The organism is Undibacterium sp. RTI2.2, from assembly GCF_035018705.1.
GTDB lineage: Bacteria > Pseudomonadota > Gammaproteobacteria > Burkholderiales > Burkholderiaceae_D > Undibacterium.
Genome location: NZ_JASJXN010000009.1, coordinates 98886 through 116218 on the forward strand (window position 1 = coordinate 98886; position 17333 = coordinate 116218).

Below are 17333 nucleotides of genomic sequence, written 5' to 3' on the forward strand. Positions count from 1 at the left end.
ATCTACAGTCCGAAAAAAAGCAGACTCAAGTTCGGCTTGTCATTACTCCGTAATATTTTCACCATATACTTGTTTCATCCTTGATACTCTCCAAAGGTAAGGATTTTAGCCCGCTCTTGTAGCGGGCTTTTTTTATTTGATGATTTCTTGATTAGGTAGTGGCGCTGGCGCAGTTGACGGTATGGCGGGGAGGTCGAGATCAAAAGTTTTAACGCCTGCACCGTTCATAAATTCGTTATACATCCAATCGCCTTCTGCGTTGGATACATTCTCTGGCACAGCGCGTTGTAGTTCCGGTTTGCCTGCCATTGCCTGATGCATATAGTCGATCCAGATTGGTAGCGATAAAGTCGCGCCAAATTCTCTGCCGCCCAGTGACTTTGGATCGTCGTATCCCATCCATGCTACTGCTACTAAGTTGCCCGCATAGCCTGCAAACCAGCCATCGACCGCATCGCTGCTGGTACCCGTTTTGCCCGCAATGTCATGTCGTCCTAAGCGTGGTGTAGCAGATGCACCGGTGCCTGTTCTGACGACCTCACGCAGCATGCTGTCCATGATAAAGGCGTTACGACCGTCAATAACTCTGGCATCTTCTTGCGCAACGGCGGGTGGTTTAATGTCGGATAATACTTTGCCACGTGAGTCGGTAATTTTTTGAATCAGCCACGGTTTAATCTGATAACCGCCATTAGCAAATACCGCATAAGCAGCCGCAACCTGGAGTGGCGTGACTGATCCGGTACCCAGCGCCAGCGTCAGATTTTGTGGTTGTTTGGTGATATCAAAACCGAAGCGAGGTAAGTAATCACGTGCATAGCTGGCACCGATTGCGCGCAGCAAACGCACTGAGACCACGTTTTTAGATTGTGCTAATGCGGTACGCAAACTGATAGGTCCATCGTATTTGCCATCGTCATTGCGTGGATCCCATTTTAAATCTTCAGTACTGGTTTCGGACAATTGCACGTCGTTGGCGATGGTGGCTGGCGAATAGCCTTTTTCCAACGCAGCAGAATAAATAAAGGGCTTGATCGACGAACCAGGCTGGCGCCACGCACTGGTCACATGATTAAATTGTTTGCGGTTGAAATCAAATCCACCGACCATCGCACGATACGAACCATCTTGCGCATTCAGGGCGACGAAGGCGGCATCTACTTCCGGCAATTGACTGATCGTCCAGCGCTTTTTGGCGTCTTGCATCACACGTATCAAAGCGCCGGGACGTATTTTTAAATCGCGGTTAGCATTGTTTTGCAAGGCTTTGTCCGCAAAGCGCAAGGTCTCTCCGCTGAGGGTAATTGTATCGCCGGACGCCATTTCTGCTTTGAGTGATTTTGGACTAACTTCCAGCACAACGGCGGGCAGCAATTTATCATTGGCAGGATGCTTGAGCATCAAGGCATCGATGGCATCATCACGTTCATCTTCGTCTGTGGGTAACTCAATAAACGCCTCAGGGCCACGATATCCATGACGCTGGTCGTAGGCCATGACATTACGACGTAATGATTCGTATGCGGCGTCTTGCTCGGCTTTATAAATCGTGGTGTAGACCTTCAGGCCGCTGGTATAGGCGGCGTCTTTATACTCAGCGACGATACTTTGACGCGCAATTTCTGCGACATAATCAGCATGCGCATCAAACTGCTGGCGGCTACTGATATGCAGTTCTTCTTTGCTGGCCTGATCATATTGGGCTTGCGTAATATAACCATCATCTTGCATCGCCTTTAAAACTAACAGCTGACGTTGCTTGGCGCGTTGCGGATTGACTGCGGGATTATGGCGCGCCGGATTTTGCGGTAAACCTGCCAGCATGGCGGCTTCTGCAATCGATAACTCTTGCAGCGATTTACCGAAGTAGGTGTTCGCCGCGCTGGAAAAACCATGGGTACGTTGACCGAGATAGATTTGATTCATGTATAGCTCAAGAATCTGGTCTTTGCTTAATGCCGCTTCGATGCGGTAGGCTAAGACAATTTCTTTAAACTTGCGCATCACGGTTTTTTCTTGTGTCAGCAAAATATTACGGGTGACTTGCATCGTGATAGTCGAGCCACCCTGATGAAAACCGCCGCTCAAATCTGCTAGCAGTGCACGAAAAGCGCTACGAAAATCAATTCCGCTATGCTCGTAAAACCGCTTGTCTTCAATCGCCAATAAAGCGTTTTTCATGACGGGTGGAATATCTTTAATTGCGACAAAATCTCTGTGTTCATCACCAAACTCGCCGATCAGCGCATTGTCAGCGGTATAGATGCGGAGCGGTATTTTTGGCTGGTAATCGGTGACTGCATCCAGTGACGGCAAATTGGGCAAGATACCAAAAAAAATATAAATCAGAGCGCCGAGAAAACAGGCCGTCAGAACCGCGATACCGCCTAAGATTAATTTCATCAAAGTACTCATGTCTTCCTTAGTCTTCTAATGTTTGCAGCAAATACAGTTTTTGATAAATGCCAGAGTCCAGCAGCATCAATTGTCCGTGCGTGCCTTGTTCTGCAATATTGCCGTGATTGAGCACGACAATCTGATCTGCGTCGCGGATCGTGGATAGACGGTGCGCAATCGCCACGATGGTCACGCTGCCACGCAGTTCTGTCAGCGCTGTTTGTACGACTTGCTCGGTCTCGCTGTCGATATGTGATGTGGCCTCATCCAAAAACAAGATGCGGGGTTTGCCCGCCAGCGCACGGGCAATCGCGATCAATTGTTTTTGACCTGTAGAAAGGCGTGCTCCACCTTCACCTAGCGGTGTGTCGTAGCCTTGTTCCAGTTGCAGAATAAAGTCATGCGCGCGTGCCGCTTTGGCGGCGATGATGATATCTGCCTCGCTGATATTGCGGCCCATCGCGATATTTTCACGCGCATTGGCTGCTAATAAAAATGGCTCTTGCGGCACCAGACCGACACTGGCGCGGAAATGCTCATCGCTAAAACTGGTCAGATCAATATCATCAATCGTGATACGACCAGATTGTGCGGTATAGAAACGTAATAATAGACTGAGCAGGGTGGACTTGCCGCTGCCTGTGTGACCGACAATCCCAAAGAAACTACCGGCAGGAATATGCAAGTTAACATCATGCAGCACCGGATTGGCAGGATCGTAACCAAAAGCCAGATGCTGTAAACGCAAATCACCTTGGCTAATTTGCTCGTCGCTACTGACGCTCGTCGTGGTTTTTTCTCGCAATAAAGTATTCACCCGTGCCGCCGAAACCACTGCTTGTTGTATCTGACCGAATTGCAAGGTGATCTGGATCAGCGGATCTACCACGCGGGCAATATAGCTTACAAACGCATATAAGATACCGACTTCAATACCGGAAAAATCACGCTGGCTGAAACAAAAGATCACCACCACCAATAGCAGCGAATTGAGTAGGTCTAGTGCAGGTCGCAAGAGCCAAGCATTGGCTCGCAATTCGTCTAAGCGCGCGTGGTAATGCTGTTGATTGGTCGCATCAAACCTGGCACCAAAACGTCGCTCGGCGTTGCTGGCTTGCAGCGTGCTCATACCGTTAATGCTCTCCGCAACCTGCGCATTGATCTCGCTACGCAACTGGCGCGCACGACTTACTGCTGGCGCACTCCAGCGCTGATAAAACCAAACGATGATCACTACGGCCGGGATCAGCATTGCTACGATCAGCATCAGCCGCCAATCCAGCCACGCCATTGCTACCAGTGCGCCGATCACGACGATGGAAGAGTCCAGCATGACAAACAAAACTTGGACGTACAGATTTTTAACAGCTTCCGTGTCGTTGGTCACGCGGCTGACTAATTGTCCCGTAATCGCTTTATCAAAAAAAGCCATCGGCAGGCGCAGTACATGTTCATACACTTGTTCACGCAGGCGTGTTACCGAGCGCATGGCAACACCAGCCAAGCGTGAGAGTTGCAGATACCGCAGCCAGGTTGCCCACCAGCCTGTGGCCAGATAGGTGACCAGCAAGCCGACTACGATGGCGGTATCCATTTGATGAGGCAATAGATAGCGATCAATAAACGCTTTGCCTAGCAGAGGACCCAGTGCTTCCAGTCCTGCAGCGACAAATAAAAATAGAATCCCCAGCAGCACGTGGCGACGTTCGGGTTGTGCCGCTTGCATGAGCAAATTCACTGCGAGCTTTTTTTCAGACTTGCTTTCGGGGGCGCTCATTACTGGGCTGCCTATCGCATTTACTTCAGACATTACTTTTAACTTTTGTAGAGTGGATAGTTGACGAAGAATAGTTGGCTTAGCTAACAGAGGCTGCGGAATACCACAGCCGGTTACTGACAGGTTTACGCCGCATCAAGACTGGCTTCCAATTGTTGATAGCGCCATTGGGCTGCATACCATCCCGCTTGCTCTAATAACATGTCATGCGTGCCTTGTTCAATCACCCGGCCTTCACGCAGCACTAAAATATGATCTGCATTCGCAACGGCGCTCAGGCGATGACTGACGATAATGGCGCTGCGCTCTTTACGTTGCTGACGTAATTCATTTAGGTGTTGCAGGATGCGGGTTTCGGTATCGGTATCGACTGCTGACAAGGCGTCATCCAGTAACAGTAAAGGACTATCGGTCAGTAAAGCGCGAGCAATCGCAACCCGTTGACGCTGTCCACCAGAAAGCGTCACACCGCGCTCACCTACCGGTGTGTCATAGCCCTGCGGGAAGCGCACAATATCCTCATGTACGGCTGCCAGCGTAGCGGCGTGAATAATCTGTTCACGGGTCGCGTCTGGATTGCCCAAAGCGATATTATGAGCAATCGATGCAGAGAACAAAAAGGGTTCCTGCGATACCCAATTGATCGCCAGCCGTAAACTATGCAAGCGATAATCCGATTGCGCATGTTCGCCCCAACGCAGCGAACCTAGCGAACCTTTCCCAGTGGCAGCGATATCGTATTGCCGCAGTATCAAACGGATAATTGTCGATTTGCCCGATCCTGTATGTCCGACGATGCCCAGCGTTTTTCCCTCGTCTAAGTTAAACGACACATGATCCAGCGCGATGGCAGATTGTCCAGGGTACGAAAAACTGATGTCCTGGAAACGCAAACTACCCTGCGGCGATGTGGTGATCTGACCATGATCCTGCACACTAAGTTCCGCTGCCAGAACAGGCTGCAAACGATTCCATGCGGCTTTGCCACGTTCTAGCAAGGACAATACCCAACCTGCGGCAAACATCGGCCAGATCAACTGACCTAAATACATCGTAAAGCTGGTTAAGGTACCGATCGTCATTTGTTGATTCCAGACCAGATATCCACCCATTGCCAGCGTCAGCGCACCCGCGGTAGTCAGTGCAACACCGACCGCTGGTTCGTAAGCGGCTTCCCAGCGCTGTGCGCTCAGACTGGCATCCGCAGCCTGCTCCGCCAGTTCAGCAAATTGGGCTGCGCTGCGCTGCTCCAGGCCGAGGGCGCGCAAGGTACGCACGCCTGCCAGAGTTTCTTGTACCTGATCGTTGAGCTTACTAAACCGGTTTAAAGAGTCACGGGATGCGTCATGCACATGATGGGTGATTTTCTTAAACGCCCACGCCATAAAAGGGAAGGGCAGCAATGCCACCAGCGCCAGTCGCCAATCGACACCCAGCAACATCATGCCGATCACCAATGCAAAAGTCATCGTGCCATCAAACCCCGCCAGCATGGCTTCCCCTGACGCCAGTTCAATCGCATCAGCATCATTGGTGCCCAGCGCCATTAAGTCGCCAGTGCGTTGCTGCTGAAAAAACGGCGCACCTTGTAAACTCAAGCGCTGATATAGCCTGGTGCGTAATTGCACGCCCAATTGATAGGACGCCGCAAACAATTGTAAGCGCCAGCCCACGCGCAGAAAGTAAATCGCTACCCCCATTAATATCAGTTGCCCCAACTGCATCGCCAGCCCGCGGCTATCTAAGGTGTGCGCCACCATCGCATCAATCACCGCGCCGACTTTGCGCGGGATTAGCACAGTCAATATTGCGACGCTGAGTAACATTGCGCCTGCAGCTATATAGTGCCTTTTGTGTTGTTTGATAAATTGGGCAAGTAGTTGGTACAAACTCATAAGGTATTCGATTGGATTGGGTGATCTTGAAGCGGAATTGCGATCGAAGCGAGTGAAAACAAGTTTCCCAGGTATTTCTTGGGTAGGAGAATCCGGTAACTTCAGAGTCAACGATGATACAGCATTTGAATTTTTCGCCGTAATTTTGGCCTCAGAAATCGATGGCAATATAGGGCAACTGAAGCCCATATTTGGTGTAAATCGCTACGCATATCTTAGAAGTATATACATATACTCCCACGAAAAAATCTGAAAAATTCCTAGATGCCCAATAATTACTTGGACTATTTAAATATACATACTAGGAGTATATTTATCCGCTTAATTTGTATTGCAGTGATAAAGTGAACCTTGTCCGGTATTATAAAAAAAAGCCGCTGGCTTCAATACCAGCGGCTTTTCAACTCAATGCGCACATTTATTGCCAACACCAGCGCAGAAAAGTAATAGATAAAACTAACGCTTAATCACCACGTCGGCATTATCCCGCTTCAACATATTCCACAAAAACGAATAGGTAATCGCTGCCATATCTGCGCGTTGTGCGTTGTTTGCCGCACCGCCGTGACCGCCTTCAATATTCTCGTAATACCAGACATTGTCATGTCCCTGACTGATCATTTTTGCCGCCATCTTACGAGCATGTCCTGGATGTACCCGGTCATCGCGGGTTGATGTGATGAACAAGACATTCGGATATTTAACGCCTGCTTTGACGTTTTGGTATGGTGAGTAGCGTGAGATGTAATCCCATTCAGCAGGGATATCTGGATTGCCATATTCCCCCATCCACGACGCCCCTGCCAGCAGTTTGTTAAAGCGCTGCATGTCTAGCAATGGCACCTGACTTACGACGGCATTGAACAATTCTGGATGCTGGGTCAGGGCAACACCGGCGAGTAAGCCACCATTGCTGCCACCCATCGCGCCCAGATGTTGTGGACAAGTGATTTTGCTGGCGATCAGGTCGTCCGCGACTGCGGCAAAATCATCATACGCACGCTGACGGTTTTCTTTTAATGCAGCTTCATGCCAGCGCGGACCGTATTCGCCACCGCCACGGATATTGGCCACCACATAGACGCCGCCTTTTTCTAGCCAGGTCTTACCCAGACTACCGGAGTAGGCCGGTGTCAGCGAAATCTCAAAGCCGCCATAACCGTATAACAATGTTGGATTATTGCCATCGTATTTCACGTCTTTATTGCGCACCATAAAATAGGGGACTTTGGTGCCGTCTTTGGAGGTTGCAAACTTTTGTACGGTCTCGTAAGGCGTTGCATCAAAAAAGCTAGGGGCAGATTTTAAGGTTTCGCGCTGATCGTTACCCGCATGCGCCAAAATGTAAACGCTAGGAGTCAGATAGTCGGAGTAGCTCAGGAAATAATCGTCAGAGTGATTGGCATCAATCGCGCTGACACCGACGCTACCTAGTGTGGGCAGGGCGACTTCACGTGAGACCCATTTGCCCTTTTTTAGCTGCCATTCAGTCAGATTACTTTTGACATTATTCAATGACTGCACCAGCAGATAATGTTTAGTAATCGCCTCACCATTGAGTGAGCTTGTATCCGTCGGCTGGAACAATACATTGAAATTACGTTTGCCTTTTTTATACGCGTCAAAATCAATCGCCAGCAGGCTGCCAGTGGCGTAGGTCTTGCCGCCAGTGATCCATGCTTCACGTAGGCTAACGACGAATTGTTTGCCAAAGAAACTGATATTGGATTTTGCTGGCACATCTAATCGCGTTAGCTTGCTACCTTCTTTTAAATATTCTTCCGACGTGTAGAAGGTCACACCTCTGCTGACGATTTCGTGATGAATACCATCTTGATCGTAGCTTCGGGCTGAGACCGAGATATCGGTTTTTTCACCTGCCAATAAAGTCTTGGCGGAGCTGATCGGTGTGCCACGTTTCCACTCTTTGACGATGCGCGGATAGCCAGAATCCGTCAGTGAGCCTTCGCCAAAATTGGTTCCGACGAATAGCGTATCTTTATCGCGCCAATCGATGTTCATCTTGGCTTCCGGCAGGGTAAAACCGTCTTTGATAAAGCTCTGTGTGGTCAGATCAAATTCGCGCATCACGACCGCATCTGCGCCGCCACGTGATAATTGAATTAAGCATCGGTCGTAGACAGGATCGCGGCAGTTACTGTTTTTAAATACCCAATTTTCATTCTCTACTTTTGCCAGTGCATCGATATCGAGCACGGTTTCCCATTTTGGTTGGGGTTTGCGATATTCGTCCAGCGTCGTTTTGCGCCAGACGCCGCGTGGATGATCGGCATCCATCCAAAAATTGTAATAATAATTTCCCATTTTGTTCACGGTCGGGATCCGGTCTTTGGAGTTCAGCACGACTTGCAAATCACTGCGCAGCTTGATGAAACCAGCATCGCTATCCAATTTGCTGCGTGTAACCTGATTACGTGCCTTGACCCAATCCAGGGCTTTCTCGCCGGTGACATCTTCCAGCCATTGCTGCGGATCGGCAGCGACTGCTGATTCTGTCATTACGCCTGCCGCCGTAGTTTGTGCTTGACTGATACTTGCGGTTGCTAAACCCAATAGCGCAAGACTGAATGAGGCGATGAGCACAGCAGGTTTTTTTGATTTTACTTTGTGTTCCATTATTTTCCTTGTCGTTATTTTTGTGTATGTTGACTTCCGAAACGCTACTAAACATCCTGTGTGACTTACTTCGATGCAGACAGGCTGATTATCGAATTAAGCAGTGCTGATGGACAAGTTAATTATGCTTTTAGTTCATCATTTTTTCCGTGAGTTGGATTCTTTGGATAGTGTGTGCAGATAAAAAACGATACTGGTTTTGTCCTGCGATGTTGCCGAGCTCTTTTTTAGGGATGAAATAATAAAAATTTCTCTTGCGATTAAGAATGATTCTCATTTAAAATTACATCTCGTTACAAACGTACTAGACCCAAGCCAGCTTCGACATTCTTCCCCCTCTGTCTGCCAGCCACCTTTTTTGCAAAGTGCAACTGGCGGTAGCGCAATCTTACCGATCTGCGCTTATCAACTCTGATCATGTTCAACACGCTCTGGCATTCAATGCTTGGGATCGGTGTTGCCTCAATATTTAGCATCGGTCGTCCAGTTATGCCTGCATCGCTACAGATACGCCCGGACAGGGCTTTTCAGATTTTTTATTTCAGGTTTTTTAACCTATATTTCAGGAACGAAGATGTCACACATTAAAAGTCGTAAGCATGCACGCCCCCAATTCAATCAAACTTTGACCGCCGCAGCGATCGCTGCTGTGATGCTGCCAGCACTTGCGCAGGCGGCTGATACGACTTTGCCAGAAGTGAAAGTGACGTCGAAACAAGAAAATGATTTTAAAGCGGACAAGGCTTCATCGCCAAAATATACCCAGCCTCTGGTCGATACCCCGCAAACGATTACCGTGATTAAGCGCGAGCTGATAGAGCAACAAGGCGCAGTGACCTTGACCCAAGCTTTGCAAAATACCCCTGGCGTTGGTGCATTCTTCCTGGGTGAAAACGGCAGCACGAATACAGGCGATGCGGTCTATATGCGCGGTTTTGATTCTTCCAGCAGTATTTATGTAGACGGCGTGCGCGATCTGGGATCAATCTCGCGCGACTTGTTCAATATCGAGCAGATCGATGTATTAAAAGGCGCTGCAGGGACCGATAGCGTTCGTAGTGCACCGACCGGATCAATCAATCTGGTGAGTAAACAAGCGCAAAAAGATGATGCGACTTACGGCTCGGTCAAATTCGGTAGCGGCAGTCAAAAGCGCGTTACGGCGGACTGGAATAAAGTCATCAATGCAGAGACAGGCACCGCATTTCGCTTAAATGTGATGGATGAAGATAGTGGCAGCGCCAGCCGTAACGAAGTCAAAAATAAACGCTGGGGTGTCGCACCGTCGCTGGCATTTGGGCTTGGTAGTCCGACCCGGATTTATCTGAATTACCTGCATGTTGATCAAAATAATGTGCCGGATGGCGGCGTGCCAACAATAGGTTTGCCTGGCTACAGCAGTCCGGATCCTAAACGTCCTTTCCTCTCGACTGCGCCGATGGTCGATCCAAAAAATTTCTACGGATCAGCGAGCGATTTTGATAAAGTCAAAGCCGATATGTTGACGGGGCGGATAGAACATGACTTTAATCCTAAAGCGAAATTGATCAACACCACCCGCTACGGCAAAACCTCGCAAAATTATTTGTTGACTGCCTTCATGGGCTCGACTGCGAATCTGGTGACGCCATCTGCAAGTGACAAATCTACCTGGACTTTGGCGCGTAGCATCCGTACGCTCAAGGATCAAAAAAATGAAATTTTGACGAATCAAACCAATCTGTTGCTTGATTTTGATACGAAAGGACTCCAGCATACGGTGTTGACTGGTGTTGAACTGACCAACGAAAAACAAAACACCTTTGGCTACAGCGGCACAGGCACGCTGCCAGCCGCCAACTTCTATAATCCCAATCCAAATGATCCTGTCAGCGGCTTGAATTTAGTGCGCAACGGCGTGTTCACCCGCGGTGCAACTACCACGGTGAGTGCCTATGCGTTTGACACCTTAAAATTTAATCCGCAATGGCAATTAAGCGGTGGTGTCAGGATTGATCACTACAGCACAGATTATTCTGCCACTAGTTTATCGACGCTGGCTGCTAATCCTACTTTGCCAGTCAATACCTTGATCCCGACCAATTTAAATATGGATGGTAATCTGGTGAACTGGAAAGTCGGTGGTCTGTATAAACCGACCGAAGCCAGCAGTGTGTATGTGTCCTATGCCACGTCCAAACAGCCGCCGGGCGGTTCTAACTTTGCTTTAAGTGCCTCGGCGAGCAGCGCTGCAAATCCTAAGTTTGATCCGCAAGAGACCAAGAATGCTGAGATCGGTACCAAATGGGATTTGTTAGATCAAAAGTTGTCGTTTACCGCGGCCTTGTATCGTACCGAAGTGTCGAATGAAGTGGAGCAAAATCTGGTCGATCTGCTGTACTACCAAACGGGTAAAAAGCGGGTACAAGGTGTGGAATTGGGTGTGACCGGCGCGATCACTAAAACCTGGTTAGTTAGTGCAGGTTATACCAAGATGGACACCAAAGTAGAGAGCGGAAAAATCACCACTGCCAGCGGTATCAACAATCTGGCCTACACGCCAAAACAAGCTTTCACCGCATGGACCTCGTATGAATTGCCATTCGGTGTGAAGCTCGGTGGCGGCGCACGTTTTGTTGATTCTTTGTTGCGTGGCACTGATGGTGCGGTCGGCACACCGGCTTATACCAATTCGTATTGGGTGGTGGATGCAATGGCGAGTTATGCTATTAATAAAAATATCGATCTGCAATTGAACATGTATAACCTAGGCGATAAGGCCTATGTTGCAGCGATCAATAAAAGCGGGTACCGGTACACGCCGGGTACGCCACGCTCAGCAACTTTGATGGCGAATATTAAGTTTTAATTGAACTTGAAACTTTAGTTTCTGGCTATGTTGATTGTTATAAATGAATAGCCAGAGCTAAATAGCCAACAAGAAATAACGCAATCAAAAGCCCTTCGTCTGCACGAGGGGCTTTTGCATGACAAGGAGCAGATACGATGATGTTGCACATACCGGAAGTATTGACCCGTGATCAGGTCGCGCAGATCAGAGCAAAACTGGATCAGTCAGACTGGATTGATGGCAAAGCCACCGTCGGCGAGCAGGGTGCGCAAGTCAAGCGCAATCGGCAACTCCCAGAGAGTTCACCGCTCAGCATAGAACTGGGAGAGACGGTGTTGGCCGCGCTGGCGCGTAACCCTTTATTCTTCGCTGCCACCTTACCTTTGCGGACAATCCCGCCACTATTTAATTCTTACGAAGGCGGCGAACATTACGGCTTACATATCGACGGTGCGGTACGCAAACTGTCGGGTGCTGCGTATATGCGTACTGATATATCTTCCACACTTTTTCTATGCGACCCGGAAGAGTATGAGGGTGGCGAGCTGGTCGTCGTCGATACCTATGGCACGCATGAGGTCAAATTGCCCGCCGGTGATTTGATTGTCTATCCGTCCAGCAGCCTGCATCGAGTAGAGCCGGTGACACAGGGTGCGCGTATTTGCTCTTTTTTCTGGACCCAAAGTATGGTGCGCGACGACAGCCGGCGCGGGATGTTGTTTGAGCTAGACCAGAATATTCAAAAGCTGCGCGGACGTTTAGGTGACTGTGATGAAGTCTTGAGTTTGACCGGGCATTATCACAATTTGCTGCGGCAATGGAGTGATGTCTGAGGCATAGCTGTTGTCGGTTTAACTCACTTTTAGCGATTCTGTGAGCGGAAAGTGATTTGATTGATTTTAATATACTCCTAATATGTATATTTAATTGTCCATAGAATTATTGGACAATCAGCCTATTTTTATAAAAAATAGGGGGAGTATAGTGATTTTGCAGTTAGCGCTGTGCTAATTTAGCTTGCGCAGGCACATTGCGTTTGATCCAGCCCAGCATGTCTTGCCAGATGCGCTGGACTTCGGCGTCTGGCGGCATGACGGTGGCGTTGGGTAGCTCTATCGTGACCACTGGAATGTCTTTGTGGACACCACTGTAATTGCCTAGCGAGCCTGGATATACGCCAACCCGGTTGAACATCAGGCGGCCAAAGCGGATCGGCGGTGTGACCGGGCCATCAAAATCCAGTACGCCAAACGGGGCATGCACCGAGATGATGACGTCGGGCTTGAATTTTTCTATCGTATCAAATACCCAGCGACTTTCTGGCTCCGAGATCGGCGCTTTGCCGGGGAAGCGGCGCGGATCGCTGCGTGTGGTGTTGGCCCAATAACGCGGCGCATCTTGTTCCCAATTCGGCGTCGGAAAATTACGATTTAAGTCAACGCCATGCGCGTTCACACGTTTGGATTTGGCCGCCAGCAAACCATCCGGGTTGACGATGGGTGCGACCTTCCACTGAAATTCTTGCGCGGCAGGTTTTTGCATACTGTCCAGCCACTTAAATACGATCGCCGACGCTGTTTTTTCATCACCATGAATACCGCCGATTAGCAGAATTTTGATGGCTGGCTTACGTTTAGTGTCAGGTTTAGTATCCGCTTTAGTGATAATTTTAGAGACCGCCTCAAAATCGCGCGCCAAAATCGGGAAGCCATTCACGGATTTCGCCCCAGTCGGCATTACCTTACTGTTGCGGCAATCATTGAGCGACACTTTAGGCAAGCGTGCCACCAGTGGCGTGCACCAGTCGGTGATGACTTTGGGATTGGGGGATAAGGTGGACGCTAGAGGCGGCTTGCTCGCGCTGTTGCTTGCACTAGCCGCTGCACTAGCTGCAGCAGTATTAGTAACAGCGCCAGTAACGACTGACGCATTAGCTGATGAAATCAATAACATCAGGCTGACACATGCAATAACGGACGAGGTAGAACTGGATAAATTATTACCGTCCAACTGAGTCCACCATCGCATGCGTCAACCTTACAACTTAATACGTATCGAAAAAATTACAAACCAGCCGCTTTACGCAACAACACTGCTTTGTCAGTGCGTTCCCAGGTGAACTCCGGTTCTTCACGACCAAAGTGACCATACGCCGCCGTTTTAGAATAAATCGGGCGCAGCAGATCCAGCATCTGAATAATGCCTTTTGGACGTAGGTCAAAATACTCATTCACCAGAGCAGCGATCTGATCATCCGGGATCACCCCTGTGCCTTCGGTATAAACCGTCACGTTCATCGGACGTGCTACACCAATCGCATAGGCCACTTGGATCTGGCATTGTTTTGCCAATCCGGCTGCGACGATATTTTTTGCCACATAGCGTGCTGCGTAAGCTGCGGAGCGATCCACTTTAGTAGGGTCTTTGCCGGAGAATGCGCCGCCACCATGTGGACAAGCGCCACCGTAGGTATCGACAATAATTTTACGGCCAGTTAAGCCGCAATCGCCTTGCGGTCCCCCGATGACAAAACGTCCGGTCGGATTAATTAAAAACTTGGTGTCTTTCAGCCAGTCTTTTGGTAGTACTGGTTTGATAATTTCTTCAATGACGGCTTCGATAAAAGACGACTTCATCTTAGTGCCATCGCTTTGATCGGGGCTATGTTGTGTCGACAACACGACGGTATCAATGCTGTGCGGTTTGCCATCGACATAACGCATCGTGACCTGGCTCTTGGCATCTGGACGCAAGAACGGCAAGCGCCCATCTTTGCGCAACTGCGCCTGACGTTCGACCAAACGATGTGCATAGTAGATCGGTGCTGGCATCAGTTCAGGTGTTTCGTCGCAGGCATAACCAAACATCAATCCCTGATCACCGGCACCGGTGTTGAGATGATCGTCGCTGGCCTGATCCACGCCTTGCGCGATGTCATTCGATTGCTTGTCGTAAGCAACCAATACCGCGCAGCCTTTGTAGTCAATACCAAATTCAGTATTGTCATAGCCTATGCGTTTGATGGTGTCGCGTGCAACCTGAATGTAATCGACATGGGCATTGGTGGTAATTTCGCCTGCCAGAACAACTAAGCCAGTGTTGACCAATGTTTCAGCCGCCACGCGTGACAGCGGGTCTTGCTCAAAAATCGCATCGAGGATTGCATCGGAAATTTGATCGGCGACTTTGTCGGGATGTCCTTCAGAGACCGATTCAGAGGTGAAGAGAAAATCATTAGCCATCGCAGGCTCCTTGTAAAAAATGACCGTATTAAACATGCCGCAGTCGGAAAGAGAACCTGCGACGCTTTAGCGGAACTTGTATACCGCCTCGCAAGTTGTCTGTTAACTCGGCGGTTACTGCTTTACGTCATGAAAACAATTGTCAGTTTAATTTTTGCATTGATATCAATTTATTAGGATTGATATTGGTGCCGAGTTTAATTTTGCAATAGTCGTCACTAAGAATGTGATATTTTACGCCTCTTCTCTGCACTATGTCTAATTTGCCCGGGTTTGCCAAGGTTTTCCTGAACGAGTTTTGGGTTAGTGCTCATTTTTCTCATGCTGAGAGACATTATGCTCGTCGCTTTATTCCGATTTTTGTCGATTTTCCCATTGCCTGTTTTGCATGCCATTGGCGCCGCATTGGGCTGGCTGGTTTATCTTTTTTCCGGATCGTATCGCCGTCGTTTGCAAGCCAATATTACCCGCGCAGGTTTTACCACGCATATTTCTACCGCAGTGCGGGAGGCCGGAAAAAACGTCCTGGAACTTCCCTTCATCTGGTGCGCCAACCCGGAGCGGGTTTTGCGTACCGCATCGGTAGAAAATTGGGACATCGTGCAAGCGGCCTTAGATGCTAAAAAAGGTGTGATTTTACTCACGCCACATCTCGGCTGTTTTGAAATCATCGCCCAGGCTATCGCTGCCCGAACCCGTTTAACTGCCTTATATCGGCCGCCACGCAAAGCTGCGTTAAAACCCCTGATCGAAGGTGCAAGAGCGCGTGAGAATTTGATCTTGGCGCCTGCGAATTTATTGGGTGTCAGAACAATGGCAAAAGCCTTAAAAAAAGGGGAGGCGATTGGTCTGTTGCCAGATCAGGTACCACAGCAAGGTGAGGGCGTATGGGCCAGATTTTTTGGTAAGCCGGCGTACACCATGACCTTGTCGGCCAAATTACAAACGATGACAGGCGCACCGCTGATATTGACTTACGCAGAGCGCTTGTCGTTTGGACGTGGATATATCATTCGATTTGTCGCGTTTGATGAAGAGCTGACTGGTGATGCGACGGAGCAAGCACAAGCCATTAATGCGGCGATGGAGAAATTAATTGCGCATAGTCCAGCCCAATATTTCTGGAGTTATAACCGCTATAAAGTACCTGATGGGGTGAGCGGCCCCACCGATGCAAATACGATTTACAGGGACGTTGCATGAAATTGGTCTTGGGTTTCATGTGGTTGTTGCATTGGTTGCCTTTGCCGGTATTAGGACGTTTTGGGGATGCTGTCGGTGTGCTCCTTTTTCGCATCATCAAATCACGTCGTCATATCACTTTGACGAATCTGCGACTGTGTTTGCCGCACTTAAGCGAGGAAGAAAGAGTCAAACTCGCCCGGCAACATTTTCAGGCTTATGCACGCAGCGTATTGGAGCGCGGCATCTTGTGGTGGGCGTCAGAACAACGCTTAAAAAAGCTAATTCAGATTGATCCCGCAGTCCCTCTCGCCAGCATACAAGAAGGACCGACGATTTTGATGTGTCCGCATTTTGTCAGCCTAGATGTAGCTGGTGTGGCGGTCATGCTGGAGTCTTCTTTATGCTCCATTTATACCCAGCAGCGCAGCAAAGTATTTGATCAGGCCTTGCGCAAAGGTCGCTCGCGGTTTCGTCCGGTAAAACTATTTTCGCGTGCCGAGGGAGTCAAGCCTATCATCCGTGCGATGCGTGAAGGCCTGCCCTTTTTTATGCTGCCCGATATGGACTTCGGTCCTAAGGATGCTGAGTTTATTCCCTTCTTTGGCACACCTGCTGCGACCCTCACCGCAACCGCCAGAATTGCAGCGACGACCCACGCCAAAGTGATCCCCGTGATTGCAACAATGCTGCCTGATTATCAGGGTTGGAAAGTGACATTTCATCCCGCTTGGGAAAATTATCCTGGTGAAGATATGATTGCCGCAACCCGTTTTATGAACACGTTTATCGAAGCCGAAATCTTGAAAGCACCAGCGGAATATTTTTGGGCACACAAGCGTTTTAAAACCCGGCCTCCCGGCGAGTCTAGCATTTATTAATAGGACTACGCAAAAACGGAAAGCTACTCGCTGCCATTCACATGGAACCAGATCGCTTAATATAAAACATCAAGACCTCTCACCACAGAGACACTGAGGCACAGAGAAAATCATGAGAACAGCGAAATCTTGCCTTTCTCTTTCTTTGTTGTTCCTCTGTGCCTCTGTGGTGAGGGGTTTTGTTTTTTGCGTCAGTCCTAAATGAGCAGAATTTCAGCTTGAAATTTAACCCAGATTTTCCATTAGAACAGCGACAAGTGTGCCTTTGGCGGACTGACTGGCTAGACGCGACGACGCAAGCTGCATCTTGCTAGGAGGAGCAACAACGCCAGGCAGTTCGCCAAAGGTGCAATTGTCGCTGTAGCGCTCCCACTCAAATCGCGGTCGTGTTATCCCTCTGAAGACCGGACGCCGTCTGCGTTTTTTGCGCGTTTTTTGCGAAGTAGTTAGTAGCGGTCTAATGGGAAAGCTGGGTTCAAGCAGAAATCGGTA

The 17333-nt window shown here is 49.1% G+C and carries 10 protein-coding genes; 4 read left to right on the plus strand and 6 right to left on the minus strand.

Annotated features, from left to right (window positions below; all coding sequences use genetic code 11):
* Nucleotides 1–132: 132 nt before the first annotated feature.
* The 4 genes from QN395_RS07135 to QN395_RS07150 form a co-directional block, all read right to left on the minus strand.
* A complete protein-coding gene (locus tag QN395_RS07135; RefSeq protein WP_322120159.1) occupies nt 133–2403 on the minus strand; it encodes a penicillin-binding protein 1A in 2271 nt (756 codons plus the stop codon).
* Nucleotides 2404–2422: 19 nt separating this feature from the next.
* Nucleotides 2423–4174: an ABC transporter ATP-binding protein gene (locus QN395_RS07140; RefSeq protein ID WP_323492170.1), complete on the minus strand. Its 1752-nt coding sequence runs from the start codon at nt 4172–4174 to the stop codon at nt 2423–2425.
* A 125-nt stretch (nt 4175–4299) separates the two neighbouring features.
* On the minus strand, nt 4300–6069 hold the full coding sequence (locus QN395_RS07145; RefSeq protein ID WP_322120157.1) for an ABC transporter transmembrane domain-containing protein: 1770 nt from the start codon (nt 6067–6069) through the stop codon (nt 4300–4302).
* Nucleotides 6070–6525: 456 nt separating this feature from the next.
* Nucleotides 6526–8706, minus strand: a complete 2181-nt coding sequence (locus tag QN395_RS07150; protein ID WP_323492169.1) for a prolyl oligopeptidase family serine peptidase — start codon at nt 8704–8706, stop codon at nt 6526–6528.
* Between the two features lie 574 nt (nt 8707–9280).
* On the opposite strand from QN395_RS07150, the gene QN395_RS07155 reads away from it, so the two are divergent.
* Nucleotides 9281–11554, plus strand: a complete 2274-nt coding sequence (locus QN395_RS07155) for a catecholate siderophore receptor Fiu (RefSeq protein WP_323492168.1) — start codon at nt 9281–9283, stop codon at nt 11552–11554.
* A gap of 137 nt (nt 11555–11691) precedes the next feature.
* Entirely contained in the window at nt 11692–12369 is a 678-nt protein-coding gene (locus QN395_RS07160) for a Fe2+-dependent dioxygenase (RefSeq protein ID WP_322120154.1), read from the plus strand.
* Nucleotides 12370–12532: 163 nt separating this feature from the next.
* On the opposite strand, the gene QN395_RS07165 is transcribed toward QN395_RS07160, so the two are convergent.
* Nucleotides 12533–13564 carry a M14 family zinc carboxypeptidase gene (locus QN395_RS07165; protein WP_322120153.1) on the minus strand — a complete coding sequence of 344 codons (1032 nt, stop codon included), beginning with the start codon at nt 13562–13564 and terminating at the stop codon, nt 12533–12535.
* 35 nt (nt 13565–13599) lie between these two features.
* The gene (gene metK / locus QN395_RS07170; protein ID WP_322120152.1) at nt 13600–14778 is read right to left on the minus strand and encodes a methionine adenosyltransferase; all 1179 of its coding nucleotides are present in this window, start codon (nt 14776–14778) and stop codon (nt 13600–13602) included.
* Nucleotides 14779–15114: 336 nt separating this feature from the next.
* On the opposite strand from metK, the gene QN395_RS07175 reads away from it, so the two are divergent.
* Nucleotides 15115–15981 (plus strand): lysophospholipid acyltransferase family protein, encoded by an 867-nt coding sequence (locus QN395_RS07175; RefSeq protein WP_322120151.1) that lies wholly within the window; start codon nt 15115–15117, stop codon nt 15979–15981.
* Nucleotides 15978–16841, plus strand: a complete 864-nt coding sequence (locus QN395_RS07180; RefSeq protein ID WP_322120150.1) for a lipid A biosynthesis acyltransferase — start codon at nt 15978–15980, stop codon at nt 16839–16841. The genes QN395_RS07175 and QN395_RS07180 overlap by 4 nt, the downstream gene beginning before the upstream one ends.
* The last annotated feature ends 492 nt before the right edge of the window (nt 16842–17333 follow it).